The 16,705-nt window shown below is 59.1% G+C and carries 19 protein-coding genes and 1 tRNA gene; 2 read left to right on the forward strand and 18 right to left on the reverse strand.

Annotated elements, in window-relative coordinates; genetic code table 11:
• Positions 1-25: 25 nt before the first annotated feature.
• The 12 genes from rlmN to trmJ all read right to left on the reverse strand — a co-directional run bounded on the left by rlmN (position 26) and on the right by trmJ (position 9,039).
• Positions 26-1,174 (reverse strand): dual-specificity RNA methyltransferase RlmN, encoded by a 1,149-nt coding sequence (gene rlmN / locus AC3ISG_RS19895; RefSeq protein ID WP_122535024.1) that lies wholly within the window; start codon positions 1,172-1,174, stop codon positions 26-28.
• Positions 1,175-1,201: 27 nt separating this feature from the next.
• A complete protein-coding gene (ndk, locus tag AC3ISG_RS19900) occupies positions 1,202-1,627 on the reverse strand; it encodes a nucleoside-diphosphate kinase (RefSeq protein WP_489297777.1) in 426 nt (141 codons plus the stop codon).
• A 90-nt stretch (positions 1,628-1,717) separates the two neighbouring features.
• On the reverse strand, positions 1,718-1,918 hold the full coding sequence (gene iscX / locus AC3ISG_RS19905) for a Fe-S cluster assembly protein IscX (RefSeq protein ID WP_122623404.1): 201 nt from the start codon (positions 1,916-1,918) through the stop codon (positions 1,718-1,720).
• Between the two features lie 13 nt (positions 1,919-1,931).
• Positions 1,932-2,273, reverse strand: a complete 342-nt coding sequence (gene fdx / locus AC3ISG_RS19910) for an ISC system 2Fe-2S type ferredoxin (protein ID WP_065990018.1) — start codon at positions 2,271-2,273, stop codon at positions 1,932-1,934.
• Positions 2,274-2,276: 3 nt separating this feature from the next.
• Complete coding sequence (gene hscA / locus AC3ISG_RS19915; protein ID WP_489297778.1) at positions 2,277-4,139, reverse strand: Fe-S protein assembly chaperone HscA; 1,863 nt, start codon at positions 4,137-4,139, stop codon at positions 2,277-2,279.
• A gap of 48 nt (positions 4,140-4,187) precedes the next feature.
• On the reverse strand, positions 4,188-4,706 hold the full coding sequence (gene hscB, locus AC3ISG_RS19920) for a co-chaperone HscB (protein ID WP_074886345.1): 519 nt from the start codon (positions 4,704-4,706) through the stop codon (positions 4,188-4,190).
• Between the two features lie 8 nt (positions 4,707-4,714).
• Positions 4,715-5,038, reverse strand: coding sequence for an iron-sulfur cluster assembly protein IscA (iscA, locus tag AC3ISG_RS19925; RefSeq protein WP_065990022.1), 324 nt, complete (start codon positions 5,036-5,038; stop codon positions 4,715-4,717).
• A gap of 51 nt (positions 5,039-5,089) precedes the next feature.
• Entirely contained in the window at positions 5,090-5,476 is a 387-nt protein-coding gene (iscU, locus tag AC3ISG_RS19930) for a Fe-S cluster assembly scaffold IscU (RefSeq protein WP_062383507.1), read from the reverse strand.
• An 89-nt stretch (positions 5,477-5,565) separates the two neighbouring features.
• Complete coding sequence (locus tag AC3ISG_RS19935) at positions 5,566-6,780, reverse strand: IscS subfamily cysteine desulfurase (RefSeq protein ID WP_122535020.1); 1,215 nt, start codon at positions 6,778-6,780, stop codon at positions 5,566-5,568.
• Between the two features lie 44 nt (positions 6,781-6,824).
• On the reverse strand, positions 6,825-7,316 hold the full coding sequence (gene iscR, locus AC3ISG_RS19940) for a Fe-S cluster assembly transcriptional regulator IscR (protein WP_122535019.1): 492 nt from the start codon (positions 7,314-7,316) through the stop codon (positions 6,825-6,827).
• 167 nt (positions 7,317-7,483) lie between these two features.
• Positions 7,484-8,266 carry a serine O-acetyltransferase gene (gene cysE, locus AC3ISG_RS19945; RefSeq protein ID WP_489297779.1) on the reverse strand — a complete coding sequence of 261 codons (783 nt, stop codon included), beginning with the start codon at positions 8,264-8,266 and terminating at the stop codon, positions 7,484-7,486.
• Positions 8,266-9,039 carry a tRNA (cytosine(32)/uridine(32)-2'-O)-methyltransferase TrmJ gene (gene trmJ / locus AC3ISG_RS19950; RefSeq protein WP_122623401.1) on the reverse strand — a complete coding sequence of 258 codons (774 nt, stop codon included), beginning with the start codon at positions 9,037-9,039 and terminating at the stop codon, positions 8,266-8,268. The genes cysE and trmJ overlap by 1 nt, the downstream gene beginning before the upstream one ends.
• 235 nt (positions 9,040-9,274) lie before the next feature.
• Between trmJ and suhB the strand changes: the two genes are divergently transcribed.
• Positions 9,275-10,090, forward strand: coding sequence for a type III secretion system regulator SuhB (gene suhB / locus AC3ISG_RS19955; protein WP_065990032.1), 816 nt, complete (start codon positions 9,275-9,277; stop codon positions 10,088-10,090).
• A 116-nt stretch (positions 10,091-10,206) separates the two neighbouring features.
• Here suhB and AC3ISG_RS19960 read toward each other — a convergent pair whose 3' ends face one another.
• From AC3ISG_RS19960 to queA, 6 genes are all read right to left on the reverse strand, one after another.
• A complete protein-coding gene (locus AC3ISG_RS19960; protein WP_122535017.1) occupies positions 10,207-10,752 on the reverse strand; it encodes a glycine zipper 2TM domain-containing protein in 546 nt (181 codons plus the stop codon).
• Positions 10,753-10,870: 118 nt separating this feature from the next.
• A complete protein-coding gene (gene secF, locus AC3ISG_RS19965) occupies positions 10,871-11,782 on the reverse strand; it encodes a protein translocase subunit SecF (RefSeq protein WP_122535016.1) in 912 nt (303 codons plus the stop codon).
• A gap of 9 nt (positions 11,783-11,791) precedes the next feature.
• Positions 11,792-13,660 carry a protein translocase subunit SecD gene (gene secD / locus AC3ISG_RS19970; RefSeq protein WP_122535015.1) on the reverse strand — a complete coding sequence of 623 codons (1,869 nt, stop codon included), beginning with the start codon at positions 13,658-13,660 and terminating at the stop codon, positions 11,792-11,794.
• 62 nt (positions 13,661-13,722) lie between these two features.
• A complete protein-coding gene (yajC, locus tag AC3ISG_RS19975) occupies positions 13,723-14,061 on the reverse strand; it encodes a preprotein translocase subunit YajC (protein ID WP_037012510.1) in 339 nt (112 codons plus the stop codon).
• Positions 14,062-14,114: 53 nt separating this feature from the next.
• Positions 14,115-15,230 (reverse strand): tRNA guanosine(34) transglycosylase Tgt, encoded by a 1,116-nt coding sequence (tgt, locus tag AC3ISG_RS19980; RefSeq protein WP_489299559.1) that lies wholly within the window; start codon positions 15,228-15,230, stop codon positions 14,115-14,117.
• 14 nt (positions 15,231-15,244) lie between these two features.
• Positions 15,245-16,324 (reverse strand): tRNA preQ1(34) S-adenosylmethionine ribosyltransferase-isomerase QueA, encoded by a 1,080-nt coding sequence (gene queA / locus AC3ISG_RS19985; RefSeq protein WP_489297780.1) that lies wholly within the window; start codon positions 16,322-16,324, stop codon positions 15,245-15,247.
• Positions 16,325-16,432: 108 nt separating this feature from the next.
• Between queA and AC3ISG_RS19990 the strand changes: the two genes are divergently transcribed.
• A tRNA-Leu gene (locus AC3ISG_RS19990) sits at positions 16,433-16,517 on the forward strand.
• Positions 16,518-16,705 lie beyond the last annotated feature (188 nt).

Below are 16,705 nucleotides of genomic sequence, written 5' to 3' on the forward strand. Positions count from 1 at the left end.
GAGATCCTCTCAGTCAAATTCGCATTCAATTGCGAGCGGAAGCGACCTGCACCACCTCGGCATCGGCACTGAGCTCCCGCACGGCAATATAACGCTCGCTGCGACGGGTGCGGTCCATGACCTGCCCGACCAACTGGCCGCAGGCAGCATCGATGTCCTCACCGCGCGTGGTACGCACGGTGACGTTGAAACCGGCTTGATGCAGCAGATCCTGAAAACGACGGATCGCATTATTGCTGGGGCGCTCATAGCCCGAATGCGGAAACGGGTTGAACGGGATCAGGTTGACCTTGCACGGCGTATCCTTGAGCAGCTCGATCATCTCGATCGCGTGCTCAGGCCTGTCGTTGATGTCCTTGAGCAGCGTGTACTCGATGGTCAGCACACGCTTCTCGCCCAACGCAGCCATGTAGTTGCGGCAGGACTCGAGGAGCATCTTCAAGGGGTACTTTTTATTGATTGGCACCAACTGGTTTCGCAGCGCGTCGTTGGGCGCGTGCAGCGAAAGGGCCAGCGAGACGTCGATGTGCTTGGACAGCTCATCGATCATCGGCACCACGCCGGAGGTGGACAGCGTCACCCGGCGCTTGGAAATGCCATACCCCAGGTCATCCATCATCAGATGCATGGCGGCAATGACATTGTCGAAGTTCAGCAATGGCTCGCCCATCCCCATCATCACCACGTTGGTGATGGCACGGTCGACGGTAGCCGGGACACTGCCGAAAGATTTGTTGGCAATCCACACCTGGCCGATGACTTCGGCGGCGGTGAGGTTGCTGTTGAAGCCTTGTTTGCCGGTGGAGCAGAAACTGCAATCCAGCGCACAGCCCGCCTGGGACGAGACACATAGCGTGCCGCGTTTGCCTTGCGGAATGTAAACGGTCTCGACGCAGCTGCCGGACTCGACACGAACGACCCATTTACGGGTGCCGTCGGTGGAGATGTCCTCGCTGACGACTTCAGGGCCCCGAATTTCGGCACGGCTCTGCAGCTTTTCGCGCAGGGCCTTGCCGACATTCGTCATGGCGTCGAAGTTATCGACGCCAAAGTGGTGAATCCACTTCATGACCTGACCGGCACGGAAGCGTTTCTCCCCGATAGACTCGAAGAATTTTTCCATTTCCAGCCGGGTCAGACCCAACAGGTTGATTTTGCCAGTTGATTCAGTCATGGATTCACCCTCACTCGCAGCAATAGCTTAGCGAGTGGTTACCTCGATAGCAGCGAAGAAGTACGAGATTTCACGAGCAGCAGCGGCTTCGGAGTCGGAGCCGTGAACAGCGTTGGCGTCGATGGAATCAGCGAAGTCAGCACGGATGGTGCCGGCAGCTGCTTCTTTAGGGTTGGTAGCGCCCATCAGCTCGCGGTTCAGTGCGATAGCGTTTTCGCCTTCCAGAACCTGTACGACAACCGGGCCGGAGATCATGAATGCAACCAGATCACCGAAGAAACCACGGGCGCTGTGCTCAGCGTAGAAACCTTCTGCTTCGGCCTTGGACAGTTGCTTCAGTTTCGAAGCGACAACGCGCAGACCGGCTTTTTCGAAACGGGTGGTGATTTCGCCGATGACGTTTTTGGCAACAGCATCAGGCTTGATGATCGAGAAAGTACGTTGAACAGCCATGGTGTAACTCCAGAAGCAGTGATTATTGCGAAAAATTAAACCCGCGAATTATACGCGGGTTTGATGTTATTGCCTAACGTGCAAATCTGATCAGGCGATTTCGTCGGCCCAGAGCGTCTGCACCGCCTCGAGCACTTTCTCGCCGACGCGGCCAGAAGTGTCGTCGAAATCAGGCAGTTGCTTGATCATCAATTGCAGCTTGGTAAACCCTACCGAATAAGGGTCGACGCCGGGGTGGGTCTCGGCGAGTTCTTCAGCGATGCGTTGTACGTCATTCCAACCGTAACTCATGACAGCTTCTCGATCAGTGCGGCGCTTCGGCAGCGTGGTTAAGCGAATATTTCGGGATCTCGACGGTCAGGTCCTCGGTGCCGACCTTGGCCTGGCAGGCCAGACGGGACTGCGCTTCCAGACCCCACGCACGATCAAGATAGTCCTCTTCCAGCTCGTCCGCTTCTTCGAGAGAGTTGAACCCCGCACGAATGATGCAGTGGCAGGTGGTGCAGGCGCAGACGCCGCCGCAGGCGCTTTCGATCTCGATGTGGTGATCGTGGGCGAGTTCCAGAATCGACTTGCCGACTTCAGCCTCGACAACCATTCCGTCCGGGCAATGCTCGGCGTGTGGCAGAAATGTAACCTGCGGCATCAGTTATTCCTCAATCTCATTCAGGTTGCGCCCTGACAGCGCGGCTTTCACCGTCGAGTCCAGGCGGCGGGCGGCGAACGCATCAGTCACCTGCGACAGACGCTTGGTCTGCAGCTCGATGGCCGGACCGTCATCGCCCTTCATCAATTCACGAAGCTCTTCCATCTGCAGGTCGATGACCATGCGCTCTTCGGCATCGAGCAAGCGATCGCCATCGGCCTGCAACGCACCTTCAACGGCTTCGAGCAAACGCTGGGCGTCGACCTGCTGTTCACGCAACGCGCGAGCCACCATGTCGTCACTGGCGTACTGGAACGAATCCTTGAGCATGCGGGTGATTTCACCGTCAGTCAGCCCATACGAAGGCTTGACCTGAATGCTCGACTCAACGCCGGATGCCAGCTCGCGGGCAGACACGCTGAGCAAGCCATCGGCGTCGACCTGAAAGGTCACGCGGATTTTCGCGGCGCCGGCGACCATCGCGGGAATGCCACGCAGGTCAAAACGCGCCAGTGAACGGCAGTCGCTGATCAGCTCACGTTCGCCTTGCAGCACGTGAATCATCATGGCCGACTGGCCGTCTTTGTAAGTGGTGAATTCCTGGGCGCGGGCCACCGGGATCGTGGTGTTGCGCGGAATGACCTTCTCCATCAGGCCGCCCATGGTCTCCAGCCCCAAGGACAACGGGATCACGTCGAGCAGCAGCAGCTCACCGCCATCGCGCTTGTTGCCTGCCAGCGTATCGGCCTGGATCGCAGCGCCGATGGCAACTACCTGATCCGGGTCGATTTCGGTCAACGGTTGACGGCCAAACAGTTCGGCCACCGCTTCGCGAACTCGCGGCACACGGGTGGAGCCGCCCACCATCACCACGGCTTCGACTTCATCCAGCTCGATGCCGCAATCACGAACGGCGCGGCGGCAGGCTTTAAGGCTGCGGGCGATCATTGGCTCAATGAGGCCATCGAACGCGGCGCGGGTCAGTACGCCTTGCCAGTCGCCATGGACGACGTCGATCGAGTCGGCGTCAGTCAGGGATTCTTTCGCCGCGCACGCCGTCTGCATCAAGCGACGCTGGGCGGCCGGATCGAGATCATCGGACAGACCGGCTTCAGCAATGATCCAGGTCGCGATGGCGTGGTCGAAATCATCGCCGCCCAGCGCGCTGTCGCCACCGGTCGCCATGACTTCAAATACGCCGCCGGTCAGGCGCAGAATCGAGATATCGAAGGTGCCGCCACCCAGATCGTAAATGGCAACCACACCTTCGGCGTTTTGATCCAGCCCGTAGGCCACGGCAGCCGCAGTGGGCTCATTAAGCAGGCGAAGAACGGTAAGGCCTGCCAGCTTTGCAGCGTCTTTGGTGGCCTGACGCTGGGCGTCATCGAAATAAGCGGGAACGGTGATGACCGCGCCGACCAGCTCGCCACCCAGGGTTTCCTCAGCACGCTGACGCAGCACCTTGAGGATGTCAGCCGACACTTCAACCGGGCTCTTCGGGCCCTGCACGGTTTCAATGAACGGCATGTGGGACTCGCCGCCGGTGAAGCGGTAAGGCAACTGCCCACCCAAATGCTTCACATCGGAAATCCCGCGACCCATGAGGCGCTTGACGGAAATGATGGTGTTCAGCGGATCGGTGGCCGCAGCGTCCTTGGCCGACTGGCCGACTTCGACCCGCTCGGCGTGATAGCGAACGGCAGACGGCAGAATGACCTGACCGTTTTGGTCGGGAAGCGGCTCACTGATGCCGCTGCGCAGGGCAGCCACCAGGGAATTGGTGGTGCCGAGATCAATCCCGACAGCCAGGCGACGCTGATGAGGTTTTGGAGCTTGGCCGGGTTCGGCGATCTGCAGTAGAGCCATTGCTTTTCTGATATCACTGGCGAGCCGCCCCAGAAGGACGGCGCGGGGTTAATCGTCGAGGCGCTCTTCGAGCTGGCGCACTTCGTAGGAGAGCTTGTCGAGGAACTGCATGCGACGCATCAGCCTTTCAGCCTGATCACGCTGTGCAGCATCGTCCCAACAGGCCGCGAAGCTTTCGTTCAGTTCTTCCTGCGCAACCTTCAGCCGGCGCTTGAATACCGCGACACCTGCGAGATCCGCTTCGTCCTGCAGGTCTTCGAGCTCTTCGCGCCATTGCATCTGCTGCATCAGAAACTCGGGATCCTGCACGGTGACTTCCAGCGGAACCTCACCCTTCAGCGCCAACAGGTAACGCGCCCTTTTAGGCGCATTCTTCAGGGTTTGATAGGCGTCGTTCAGACTGGCGGAGCGCTCCAGCGCAACCCGTTGCTCAGCCTCGGGGGCGTCGGCAAAACGGTCGGGGTGCACGCTCCGGGCGAGCTCACGGTAACGCGTCGCCAGCAGATCGAGATCCAGATTGAAGCCTGGCTGCAGGTCGAACAAAGCAAAGTGACAAGGAGTACCCACGATAAGCCTCAGACGTTGAAGCTTTCGCCGCAGCCACATTCACCGCGCGAGTTGGGATTGTTGAACTTGAAGCCTTCGTTCAACCCTTCCTTGACGAAATCGAGCTCGGTGCCGTCGAGATAGACCAGGCTCTTGGGATCGATGATCACCTTGACGCCGTGGTACTCGAACACCGTGTCTTCGCTTTCAGGCTCATCGACGAACTCGAGTACGTACGCAAGGCCTGAACAACCGGTCGTGCGAACGCCCAGACGAATGCCGTCACCCTTGCCACGCCCATCGAGGGAGCGACGCACATGGTTGGCGGCTGCTTCGGTCATGCTGATAGCCATCGGAACTCCTTACCTCACGCAAGTTACTTAACGCAGCGGAACATGCTCTGTTTAGAGCAGGCCTTTCTTCTGCTTGTAGTCGCGAACGGCCGCCTTGATGGCGTCTTCAGCGAGTACGGAGCAGTGGATTTTCACTGGCGGCAGGGCCAGTTCTTCGGCCAGCTGAGTGTTCTTGATGGTCTCTGCTTCATCCAGAGTCTTGCCTTTCATCCACTCGGTGGCCAGGGAGCTCGACGCGATGGCAGAGCCGCAGCCGTAGGTCTTGAACTTGGCGTCTTCGATGATGCCCTGCTCGTTGACTTTGATCTGCAGACGCATGACGTCGCCGCACGCCGGCGCGCCGACCATGCCGGTGCCAACATCAGGGTCTTCCGCGTTCATCTTGCCGACGTTGCGGGGATTTTCGTAGTGGTCGATGACCTTTTCGCTGTAAGCCATGGTGCAATCCTCATCAGATACAACACGTCGCTCTCACGACACTTGGAAAACCCGGTTTTCAAAGTGCCGCATGAAATGGCGACTTTGAATTAGTGCGCCGCCCACTCGATCTTGGAGATGTCGACGCCGTCTTTGAACATGTCCCACAGCGGCGACAAGGCGCGCAGCTTGGTAACGGCCTCGCAGACTTTCTGCGCGGCGTAATCGATCTCTTCTTCAGTGGTAAAGCGACCAAAAGTGAAACGGATGGAGCTGTGTGCCAGCTCATCGTTCCGACCCAGGGCACGCAGCACGTAGGAAGGCTCCAGCGAAGCCGAGGTGCACGCGGAGCCGGACGAAACCGCCAGATCCTTGAGCGCCATGATCAGCGACTCGCCTTCTACATAGTTGAAGCTCAGGTTGAGGTTGTGCGGCACACGGGCAGTCATGCTGCCGTTGACGTACAGCTCTTCCAGGTGCGCGACCTGCTGATAGAAGCGGTCGCTCAAGGCTTTGACACGAACGTTCTCGGCAGCCATGTCCTCTTTGGCAACACGGAACGCTTCGCCCATGCCGACGATCTGGTGCGTTGCCAGCGTGCCGGAACGCATGCCGCGCTCGTGACCGCCACCGTGCATGGCCGCTTCGATGCGAACACGTGGCTTGCGGCTGACCCACAATGCGCCAATACCTTTCGGACCGTAGGTCTTGTGGGCCGAGAACGACATCAGATCAACTTTGAGGTTGGCCAGGTCGATTTCAACCTTGCCGGTGGACTGCGCCGCGTCAACGTGGAAGAGCACACCGCGGGAACGGGTCATCTCGCCAATCGCCGCGATGTCGTTGACCGTACCGATCTCGTTATTGACGTGCATGATCGAGACCAGAATGGTGTCGTCGCGCATCACCGCCTCAATCATGGCCGGAGTGATCAGGCCATCTTCGGTAGGCTCGAGGTAGGTGATTTCAAAGCCTTCACGCTCAAGCTGACGCATGGTGTCGAGCACGGCTTTGTGTTCGATCTTGCTGGTGATCAGGTGCTTGCCTTTGGAGGCATAAAAATGCGCAGCGCCCTTGATCGCGAGGTTGTCGGATTCGGTAGCACCGGAGGTCCAGACGATTTCGCGAGGGTCGGCGTTGACAAGATCGGCCACCTGACGGCGAGCGTTCTCAACCGCTTCCTCAGCTTTCCAGCCAAAGACGTGGGAGCGCGACGCCGGGTTACCGAAGTTGCCATCCATCAGCAAGCAGTCGCTCATTTTCTGCGCAACACGCGGGTCGACCGGGGTGGTCGCGGAATAATCGAGGTAAATCGGCAATCTCATTGAATATCTCCTATCAGGCAGGCGCGCCGCGCGTTCATCTGCGTTCACTCAACGGCGGATGTTTCAATCTTGTCCAGTGGCTGCGTCTTGCTACCGCAACGGCGCAGATCCTGACGTTGGGCGACTTCTTGCACTTCACGGCGAGTGACGAGGTCGGCCAGGCTGATACCGCTTAGAAATTCGTGAATCTGCTGGCTAAGGTCGCACCACAAATGGTGGGTCAGACAGGTATCACCAGCATGGCAGTCACCGAGCCCCTGGCAGCGCGTCGCATCAACCGACTCGTTGACGGCGTCGATCACCTGCGCAACCTGAATACCCTGCATGTCGCGGGACAACTGATAACCGCCGCCGGGACCACGCACGCTGGAAACAAGGCTGCCGCGGCGCAGTTTGGCGAACAGTTGCTCGAGGTAGGAAAGGGAAATCCCTTGCCGCTCGGAGATATCGGCCAGAGACACTGGCCCATGCTGCGCATGCAATGCAAGGTCGAGCATGGCAGTGACAGCGTATCGGCCTTTTGTAGTCAGTCGCATGACGTGTACCGCGGAGGTTCGGAATGGGGGCGAGTATGCTATTCCCGAGTATTTAAGTCAACTATAAGACCTAGCGGGATAGTCGGGATTACCCGCAAAAGCGCGGCCGCATCATAGCAAAACGCGCCAGGGATTGGCACATGTGCCGCCTGCAGGCGCGCGCTGCCTTATTTGGCGGGAGCATCAGTTTCGGAACGCTCTTTCATGCATTCAAAGACTTCCTGACGCAGCTCCGGCAATTCCTTCTCGCGGTATTCACCGCCCAGGCTCTTCAATGCCTTGCCCATGTCTTCCACGCGCACGTCCATCGCTTGCAGGTGATCGAGCAATTGGCCGATCGCGCGCGCCACTGGATCCGGCATGTCCTCGCTGACGCCATAAGCATCGAAGCCGAGCTTTTCGGCGATGGCCTTGCGCTTTGCTTGCGCCTCGTCGTCTGACTTGACGATGATCCGTCCCGGAATACCCACCACCGTTGCCCCCGCCGGCACAGGCTTGGTCACGACTGCGTTAGAACCGACCTTTGCGCCCGCGCCTACCGTGAACGGGCCGAGCACCTTGGCGCCCGCACCGACCACCACGCCAGACTCCAGGGTCGGATGGCGCTTGCCTTTGTTCCAACTGGTACCGCCCAGGGTCACCCCCTGGTAGAGGGTCACGTCATCGCCGATCTCGGCGGTTTCGCCGATGACGATGCCCATCCCGTGATCGATAAAAAAGCGCCGGCCGACCTTCGCGCCCGGATGGATCTCGATCCCCGTCAGCCAGCGGCCGAAGTTGGAGACCATGCGTGCTGGCCATTTCAGCTCGTTGCGCCACAGCCAGCCGGACAGCCGATGCAGCCAGATGGCGTGCATGCCGGGATAGCAGGTGAGCACTTCAAAGGCGTTTCGAGCCGCCGGGTCACGATGAAACACGCTTTGAATGTCTTCCCGCAAACGCTCGAACATCACTGATCCTTCCGCTTGTAGGGTTCGCCGTTCGCCGCTTTCTGGGTTTCGGTGAGGATACCGCGCAAGATGCTCATCTCGGATCGATTCACCGCAGAGCGGCCGTAGAGACGACGCAGCCGGGCCATCAAGTGACGCGGCTTTTCGGGATCAAGGAAACCGATGGTGACCAGCGTGGACTGGAGATGCTCATAGAATTTCTCCATCTCATCCATGGTCGCCAGTTCGGTACTGCGCACCGAGTTGACCTCAAACTTCTCTACCTTGCTTGCCTGTCCGTCGGCGGCAAGCCAGGCCATACGGGTTTCGTAACTCAACACCTGCACGGCGGCGGCGAGATTCAACGAGCTGAATTCCGGGTCCGAGGGGATGTGCACGTGGTAATGACAGCGCTGCAACTCTTCGTTGGTCAGGCCGGCGTATTCACGACCGAACACCAATGCGATCTCTTCGCCCAGCGCGGCATGCTCGACGGTCTTGACGCCCGCCTCGCGAGGGTCGAGCAGCGGCCAGGGAATGCGGCGATCCCGCGCGCTGGTGCCTAATACCAGGTTGCAACCCACCAACGCATCTTCCAGCGTCGCCACGACCTGCGCGCCCTCCAGAATGTCGCCCGCCCCAGATGCCCGCGCATCGGCTTCATGGTGGGGAAACATGGCGGGATCAACCAGCACCAGACGCGAAAGGCCCATGTTTTTCATGGCACGTGCGGCGCCACCGATATTTCCGGGATGGCTGGTACCGACCAGGACGACACGAATATTTTGCAGCACTGGTGAAGTCTCGCTAGCAGGTGAAAAGGGGGACGAATGTTACAGAAGCGCTTGCTTCAACGCCACGAACCTTGCGCCTCACGCAAGGGATGCGCCACTAAAACGGCACAGAGCATCGCCGAGTTGCTCACGCCAAGCCGACCGGACGCGCGGCAAAGTCTGCACTCGCGCTGGAAATCATCCAAGAGAACCAATAGAATGGCCGGCTCTCTTTAACGACCTAGGTGATCCATCCATGCAGCCCATGCTGAATATCGCGCTGCGCGCCGCCCGCAGCGCCAGCGAATTGATTTTCCGCTCCATCGAGCGCCTGGATACCATCAAGGTCGACGAAAAAGACGCGAAAGATTACGTGACCGAAATCGACCGCGCCGCCGAGCAGAGCATCATCACTGCCCTGCGCAAGGCGTATCCAACCCACGGCATCCTTGGCGAAGAAAGCGGCCTGCATGAAGGCAGCGGCGAAGGCACCGACTACCTCTGGATCATCGATCCGCTCGACGGCACCACCAACTTCGTGCGTGGCGTTCCTCACTTCGCCGTCAGCATCGCGTGCAAATACCGCGGTCGCCTGGAACACGCCGTTGTTCTGGACCCGGTCCGTCAGGAAGAATTCACCGCCAGCCGCGGTCGCGGCGCTGCCCTGAACGGCCGTCGTCTGCGCGTCAGCCCGCGCAAGAGCCTTGAAGGCGCACTGCTCGGCACAGGTTTCCCGTTCCGCGAGAACCAACTCGACAACCTCGATAACTACATGAACATGTTCCGTTCGCTGGTGGGCCAGACTGCCGGCATCCGTCGCGCCGGCGCCGCGAGCCTGGACCTGGCTTATGTGGCTGCGGGCCGTTTCGATGCGTTCTGGGAATCGGGTCTGTCGGAGTGGGACATGGCCGCAGGCGCCCTGCTGATTCAGGAAGCAGGCGGTCTGGTCAGTGACTTCAACGGCGGTCACGACTTCCTTGAAAAGGGCCACATCGTTGCGGGCAACACCAAATGCTTCAAAGCGGTGCTGACCTCGATCGCTCCGTTTGTGCCGACTTCGCTTAAGCGTTAAGCCAAGCAGACTGTACAAAAAACCGGCCATGTGCCGGTTTTTTTTATGCTTCAGCTCCTATGTTCCAATCAACAAAAAAGCACCCGAAGGTGCTTTTTGATCAGCGGGTTAGGCTGTTACTGGCCGGCCTGACTCAACTCCAGCTGACCGTCCTTGTTAACAGGAATCTGGCTGCCTGGATCACGATCCATACGTACCTGCCCGACTTTGTCGTTGAGCTTGTACTTCACGTTGTAGCCAACAACCTTGTCGCTGATGTCGTTGACGGTGTTGCAGCGCGATTCAGTCGTTGTGTAGGTGTCGCGGTTCTGCATGCCTTCCTGGACCTTGTTACCGGCGTAACCACCACCCACCGCACCGGCGACCGTGGCGATCTTCTTGCCATTACCGCCACCCACCTGGTTGCCGAGCAGGCCACCCGCTACGGCACCGATGACACTCCCCACGATTTGATGCTGGTCCTTGACCGGCGCTCGGTGAGTCACGGCAACGTCCTTGCAGACTTGTCGCGGCGTTTTGATTTGTTCTTTCACAGGCTCGACGGCAAGTACGTCTGCGTACTCTGGGCCGCTTTGTTTTACGAGGCTATAGGTGGCCAAAGCACCACCGGCGGTGACACCGACAGCACCCAATACTGCACCAATAAGCAACGACTTGTTCACGTGAACCTCCTGACGATATTCAGCGCGATTGCTCGCGCTACTCCCAGCCTTGGAGCATAAAAAAAGGCGCGAGTTCACACTCGCGCCTTTTCAGGTGATGGCCGGTTACCAGTATCGGTTACGGACGATCATCCACTTTGTCGACAGTGACCGGTGGCAAGAGGTCTTCACTGCGCAGGTTCAGCCAGATCAACACCACGTTGGCGATGTAGATCGACGAGTACGTACCCGCCAGAACACCGATGAACAGCGCCACCGAGAAACCGTGCAGGCTGTCGCCGCCGAAGATCCACAGCGCGACGATGGCCAGCAGGGTGGAAATCGAAGTGGCCATGGTCCGCAGCAACGTCTGCGTGGTGGAGATGTTGATGTTCTCGATCAGCGATGCCTTGCGCAGCAGACGGAAGTTCTCGCGAACCCGGTCGAATACCACGATGGTGTCGTTGAGCGAGTAACCGATGATCGCCAGCACAGCGGCCAGTACGGTCAGGTCGAAGGTCACCTGGAAGAACGAGAGGATGCCCATCGTCACCACCACGTCATGGATCAGCGAGACGATGGCCCCCACCGCGAACTTCCACTGGAAGCGGAAGGCCAGGTAGACAAGAACACCGCCCAGGGCCAGCAGCATGCCGAGGCCGCCCTGGTCGCGAAGTTCTTCACCCACTTGCGGACCGACGAACTCGACGCGCTTGACGGTTACCGGGTTATCGGCCCCTGTCTTGCGCAGCGCGTCGGCAACCTGTGTGCCCAGCTGCGGGTCTTCACCCGGCATACGGACGAGCAGATCAGTTGTCGCACCAAAGCTTTGCACAACCGCTTCGGTGTAACCCGACGCCACCAGCTCTTCGCGCACCTTGTGCAGATCGGCCGGACGTTCGTAGGTCAGCTCGATCAGCGTACCGCCAGTGAAGTCCAGACCGAAGTTCAGCCCTTTATAGAACCAGCTGAACAACGCCAGAACGGTAAGGAGCATGGTAATGGCGAACGCAATGTTGCGAACGCCCATGAAGTTGATCGTACGTTTCATGGCAGCCCCTTAAATCCACAACTTCTTGAAGTCACGACCGCCAAAGATCAGGTTGACCATTGCGCGGGTCACCATGATGGCTGTGAACATCGAGGTAAAGATCCCGAGGGACATGGTGACCGCAAAACCCTTCACCGGGCCTGTGCCCATCGCAAAGAGAATGCCGCCGACCAGCAGCGTCGTCAGGTTGGCATCGAGAATCGCGGTATACGCGCGATCGAAGCCCTCGTTGATCGCACGCTGGACCGTCATGCCATTGGCGATCTCTTCACGAATCCGCGAGAAGATCAGCACGTTCGCATCGACCGCCATACCCATCGTCAACACGATACCGGCGATGCCTGGCAGGGTCAGCGTTGCTCCCAGCAGCGACATCAGCGCCAGCAGCATGACCATGTTGAAGGCCAGTGCCACCGTCGCGATCAGACCGAAGAAGCGGTAGATGGCGAGGATGAACAGCGAGACGAACAGCATGCCCCACAGGGATGCATCGATACCCTTGGTGATGTTGTCGGCACCCAGGCTCGGACCAATGGTGCGTTCTTCAGCGAAGTACATCGGTGCAGCCAGACCACCGGCACGCAGCAACAACGCCAGTTCGGAAGATTCACCCGCGCCGTTCAAGCCAGTGATGCGGAATTGAGCACCCAGCGGCGACTGGATAGTCGCCAGGCTGATGATTTTCTTCTCTTCCTTGAACGTCTGGACCGGCACGTCTTTTTCGACGCCGTTTACCATTTGCTTGGTATACGTGGTGGTCGGCTTCTGCTCGATGAAGATCACCGCCATGCTGCGACCGACGTTCGCGCGGGTGGCGCGGCTCATCAGATCACCACCATGGCCGTCCAGCTTGATGTTCACCTGGGGACGGCCGTGCTCGTCAAAGCCGGCCTTGGCGTCGGTCACCTGGTCACCGGTGATGATCAGACCACGCTCGACCGGCGCCGCAGGACGACCGCCCTCGCGGAACTCGAACATCTCGGTGGTGGCTTTGTTGTCATCGGGACCTGCGCCCAGACGGAACTCAAGGTTGGCCGTCTTGCCGAGAATACGCTTGGCTTCGGCAGTGTCCTGAACACCTGGCAGCTCAACCACGATGCGGTTGGCACCCTGACGCTGAACCAGCGGCTCGGCAACACCCAGCTCGTTGACCCGGTTACGCACGGTGGTCAGGTTTTGCTTGATCGAGTATTCGCGGATTTCAGCGATCTTGGCTGGCGTCATGGCCAGGCGCAGGATCGGCATTTCGCCGCGATCACTCGTGGTGATATCGAAATCGGTGTAGTCCTTGCGGATCAGGGCACGGGCCTGTTCGCGGGTATCAGCATCGCTGAAGCCCAGCTGGATGGCGCCGTTGTCCTGGGGCAGGCTGCGATAGCGCACTTTTTCCTTGCGCAGCAGGCTCTTCACTTCGCCTTCGTAGACATTCAGACGCGCACTCAGCGCCTTGTCCATGTCGACTTCAAGCAGGAAGTGCACGCCGCCGGACAGGTCGAGACCCAGCTTCATCGGCGTAGCGCCAATGCTGCGCAGCCATTTCGGCGTGGTCTGAGCCAGGTTGAGCGCGACAACGTAATCGTCGCCCAGCGCCTTGCGTGCAACATCTTTGGCTGGCAGCTGGTCTTCCTGTTTGGTCAGACGCAACAAACCGCCCTTGCCGTTCTCGGCCAGAGACGCGCCCTTGACCGCGATGCCAGCATCGGTAAGCGCCTTGCTTACGCGATCCAGATCAGCCTGATTGACCTGCAGCGCAGTACTTGCGCCGGTGACTTGAATAGCCGGGTCATCAGGGTAGAGATTGGGTGCGGAATAAATAAAACCGATCACCAGCACTGCCAGGATCAGGATGTATTTCCACAGAGGGTATTTGTTCAACATCACGCCGCCTGCTTATAACGCGGGGCGCCTTGCGCGCCCCGTCGATTGGTAAAAGACTGGAATCAGATGGCTTTCAGAGTGCCCTTGGGCAGGGTGGCAGCGATTGCGCCCTTCTGGATCTTCAGCTCTACGGTGTCGGAGACTTCGATAACAACGAAGTCATCAGTCACTTTATTGATCTTGCCTGCGATACCGCCGGTAGTGACGACTTCGTCACCCTTCTGCAAGTTGCCCAGCAAGTTCTTTTGCTCTTTGGCGCGCTTGGCCTGTGGACGCCAGATCATCAGGTAGAAGATGACCAGAAAGCCGACCAGGAAAATCCACTCGAAGCCGCCGCCCATAGGGCCTGCAGCGGCAGGGGCAGCCGCATCCGCGAAAGCGGAAGAGATGAAAAAGCTCATTTAACACTCCAGTTGCATATTTTAATAATAGGAAGCGAAAGACCGGATGTCGCTCAGTCCAATAGCGGCGTAGCAAGCCCGCGTTTGGCATAGAACGTGTCGACAAAGGCGGCCAATGTACCCTGTTGAATAGCCTCGCGCAAACCAGCCATAAGCAGCTGATAATGGCGCAAATTGTGGATCGTATTGAGCATGCTACCCAGCATTTCGCCGCACTTGTCCAGGTGATGCAGATAGGCGCGGGAGAAGTTTTTGCAGGTGTAGCAATCGCAGGTCGGATCCAGCGGCGACTCATCGTATCGATGGAACGCATTACGGATTTTCAGCACACCGGTGTCGATGAACAGATGACCGTTGCGCGCATTGCGCGTAGGCATCACGCAGTCGAACATGTCGACGCCGCGGCGGACACCTTCAACCAGGTCTTCGGGCTTGCCTACACCCATAAGGTAACGAGGTTTGTCAGCCGGCATGCGCCCCGGCAGGTAGTCCAGGACCTTGATCATCTCGTCCTTGGGCTCGCCGACTGACAGGCCGCCAATTGCCAGGCCGTCGAAGTCGAGTTCGTTCAGGCCTTCGAGGGAGCGCATGCGCAGGTTCTCGTGCATGCCGCCCTGAACGATGCCAAACAGCGCCGCCGTGTTTTCGCCATGGGCGATCTTGGAGCGCTTGGCCCAGCGCAGCGACAACTCCATGGAGGTGCGCGCAACCTCTTCGTCGGCCGGGTACGGCGTGCATTCGTCGAAAATCATCACGACGTCGGAACCGAGGTCGCGCTGAACCTGCATCGATTCTTCAGGCCCCATGAACACTTTTGCGCCGTCGACCGGAGAGGCGAAGGTCACGCCCTCCTCTTTGATCTTGCGCATCGCGCCCAGGCTGAACACCTGGAAGCCGCCGGAGTCGGTCAGAATCGGGCCTTTCCATTGCATGAAGTCGTGAAGGTCGCCGTGGCCTTTGATGACTTCAGTACCCGGACGCAGCCACAGGTGAAAGGTATTGCCGAGGATCATCTGAGCGCCAATGGCCTCGATATCCCGAGGCAGCATGCCCTTGACCGTGCCGTAGGTGCCGACCGGCATGAACGCAGGCGTTTCGACAACGCCGCGAGGAAAGGTCAGACGACCGCGACGCGCTTTGCCATCGGTGGCCAGCAGCTCGAAAGACATACGACAGGTGCGACTCATGCTTGATCCTCTGGGGCCGAGTCCGTCGGGGTTGATTCCCCGGGAGCGGTCGGCGCGGGATTGCGGGTGATGAACATGGCATCCCCGTAACTGAAGAAGCGGTAACCGTGCGCCACCGCAGCCGCGTAGGCCGCCATGGTTTCGGGATAACCGGCGAATGCCGAGACCAGCATCAACAGCGTCGATTCCGGCAAATGGAAGTTGGTGACCAGCGCGTCGACCACGTGAAAAGGTCGGCCCGGGTAGATAAAGATATCGGTGTCACCGCTGAAGGGCTTGAGCACGCCATCGCGTGCGGCACTTTCCAGCGAACGCACGCTGGTCGTGCCCACGGCGATCACCCGACCACCGCGTGCGCGACACGCCGCCACGGCATCGACCACTTCCTGAGTGACTTCGAGCCACTCGTTGTGCATGTGGTGATCTTCAATGCGCTCGACGCGCACCGGCTGAAACGTACCCGCGCCGACGTGCAGCGTCACGAATGCGGTCTCGACGCCCTGCTCGGCGATCGCGGCCATCATGGTCTGGTCGAAATGCAGACCTGCCGTCGGCGCCGCCACCGCACCCGCGCGCTGGGCGTACACGGTCTGATAGCGCTCGCGATCGGCATCGTCGTCCGGGCGGTCTATATAAGGAGGCAACGGCATGTGCCCGACGCGCTCGAGCAATGGCAGCACCGGCTCTGCGAAGCGCAGTTCGAACAACGCATCGTGGCGCGCGACCATCTCGGCCTCGCCACCGCCGTCGATGAGAATTGTCGAACCCGGCTTGGGCGACTTGCTGGAGCGCACATGGGCCAGCACACGGTGCTGATCGAGAACGCGCTCGACCAGGATTTCCAGCTTGCCGCCCGAGGCTTTTTGCCCGAACAGCCGCGCCGGAATCACCCGGGTATTGTTGAAGACCATCAGATCGCCGGGGCGCAAATGCTCCAGCAAATCAGTGAATTTGCGGTGTGCCAGCGCGCCGCTTGGCCCGTCGAGGGTCAGCAAACGGCTGCTGCGTCGCTCCGCCAAAGGATGGCGAGCGATCAATGAATCCGGGAGCTCGAAGGTAAAGTCAGCGACACGCATGATGGGGTTCGTCTAGCAGGGCCGGGAAGTTTAGCCGAATAAGTGAAAATTGACCATGAAACATGATTGACCAACGGTAGGCTCATCTCTATACTTCGCCGCCATTGAGCCCTGATGGCGGAATTGGTAGACGCGGCGGATTCAAAATCCGTTTTCGAAAGAAGTGGGAGTTCGATTCTCCCTCGGGGCACCAAACAGCAACACCTTCAAGTGGTTACGTGACTTGAAGCACAAAAAAACCGGCCAGTTTTGAGCCGGTTTTTTTGTGGGCGGGATTTATTGAACGTATGAGCATCAGCATCAATCACCCGCGTCCTCAGCTCATCGCCAGCCTCGGCTGATCCTTCAGCAAGAATTCCCGAAACCAAACGGGAATGGCCC

The organism is Pseudomonas sp. GL_135, from assembly GCF_057834665.1.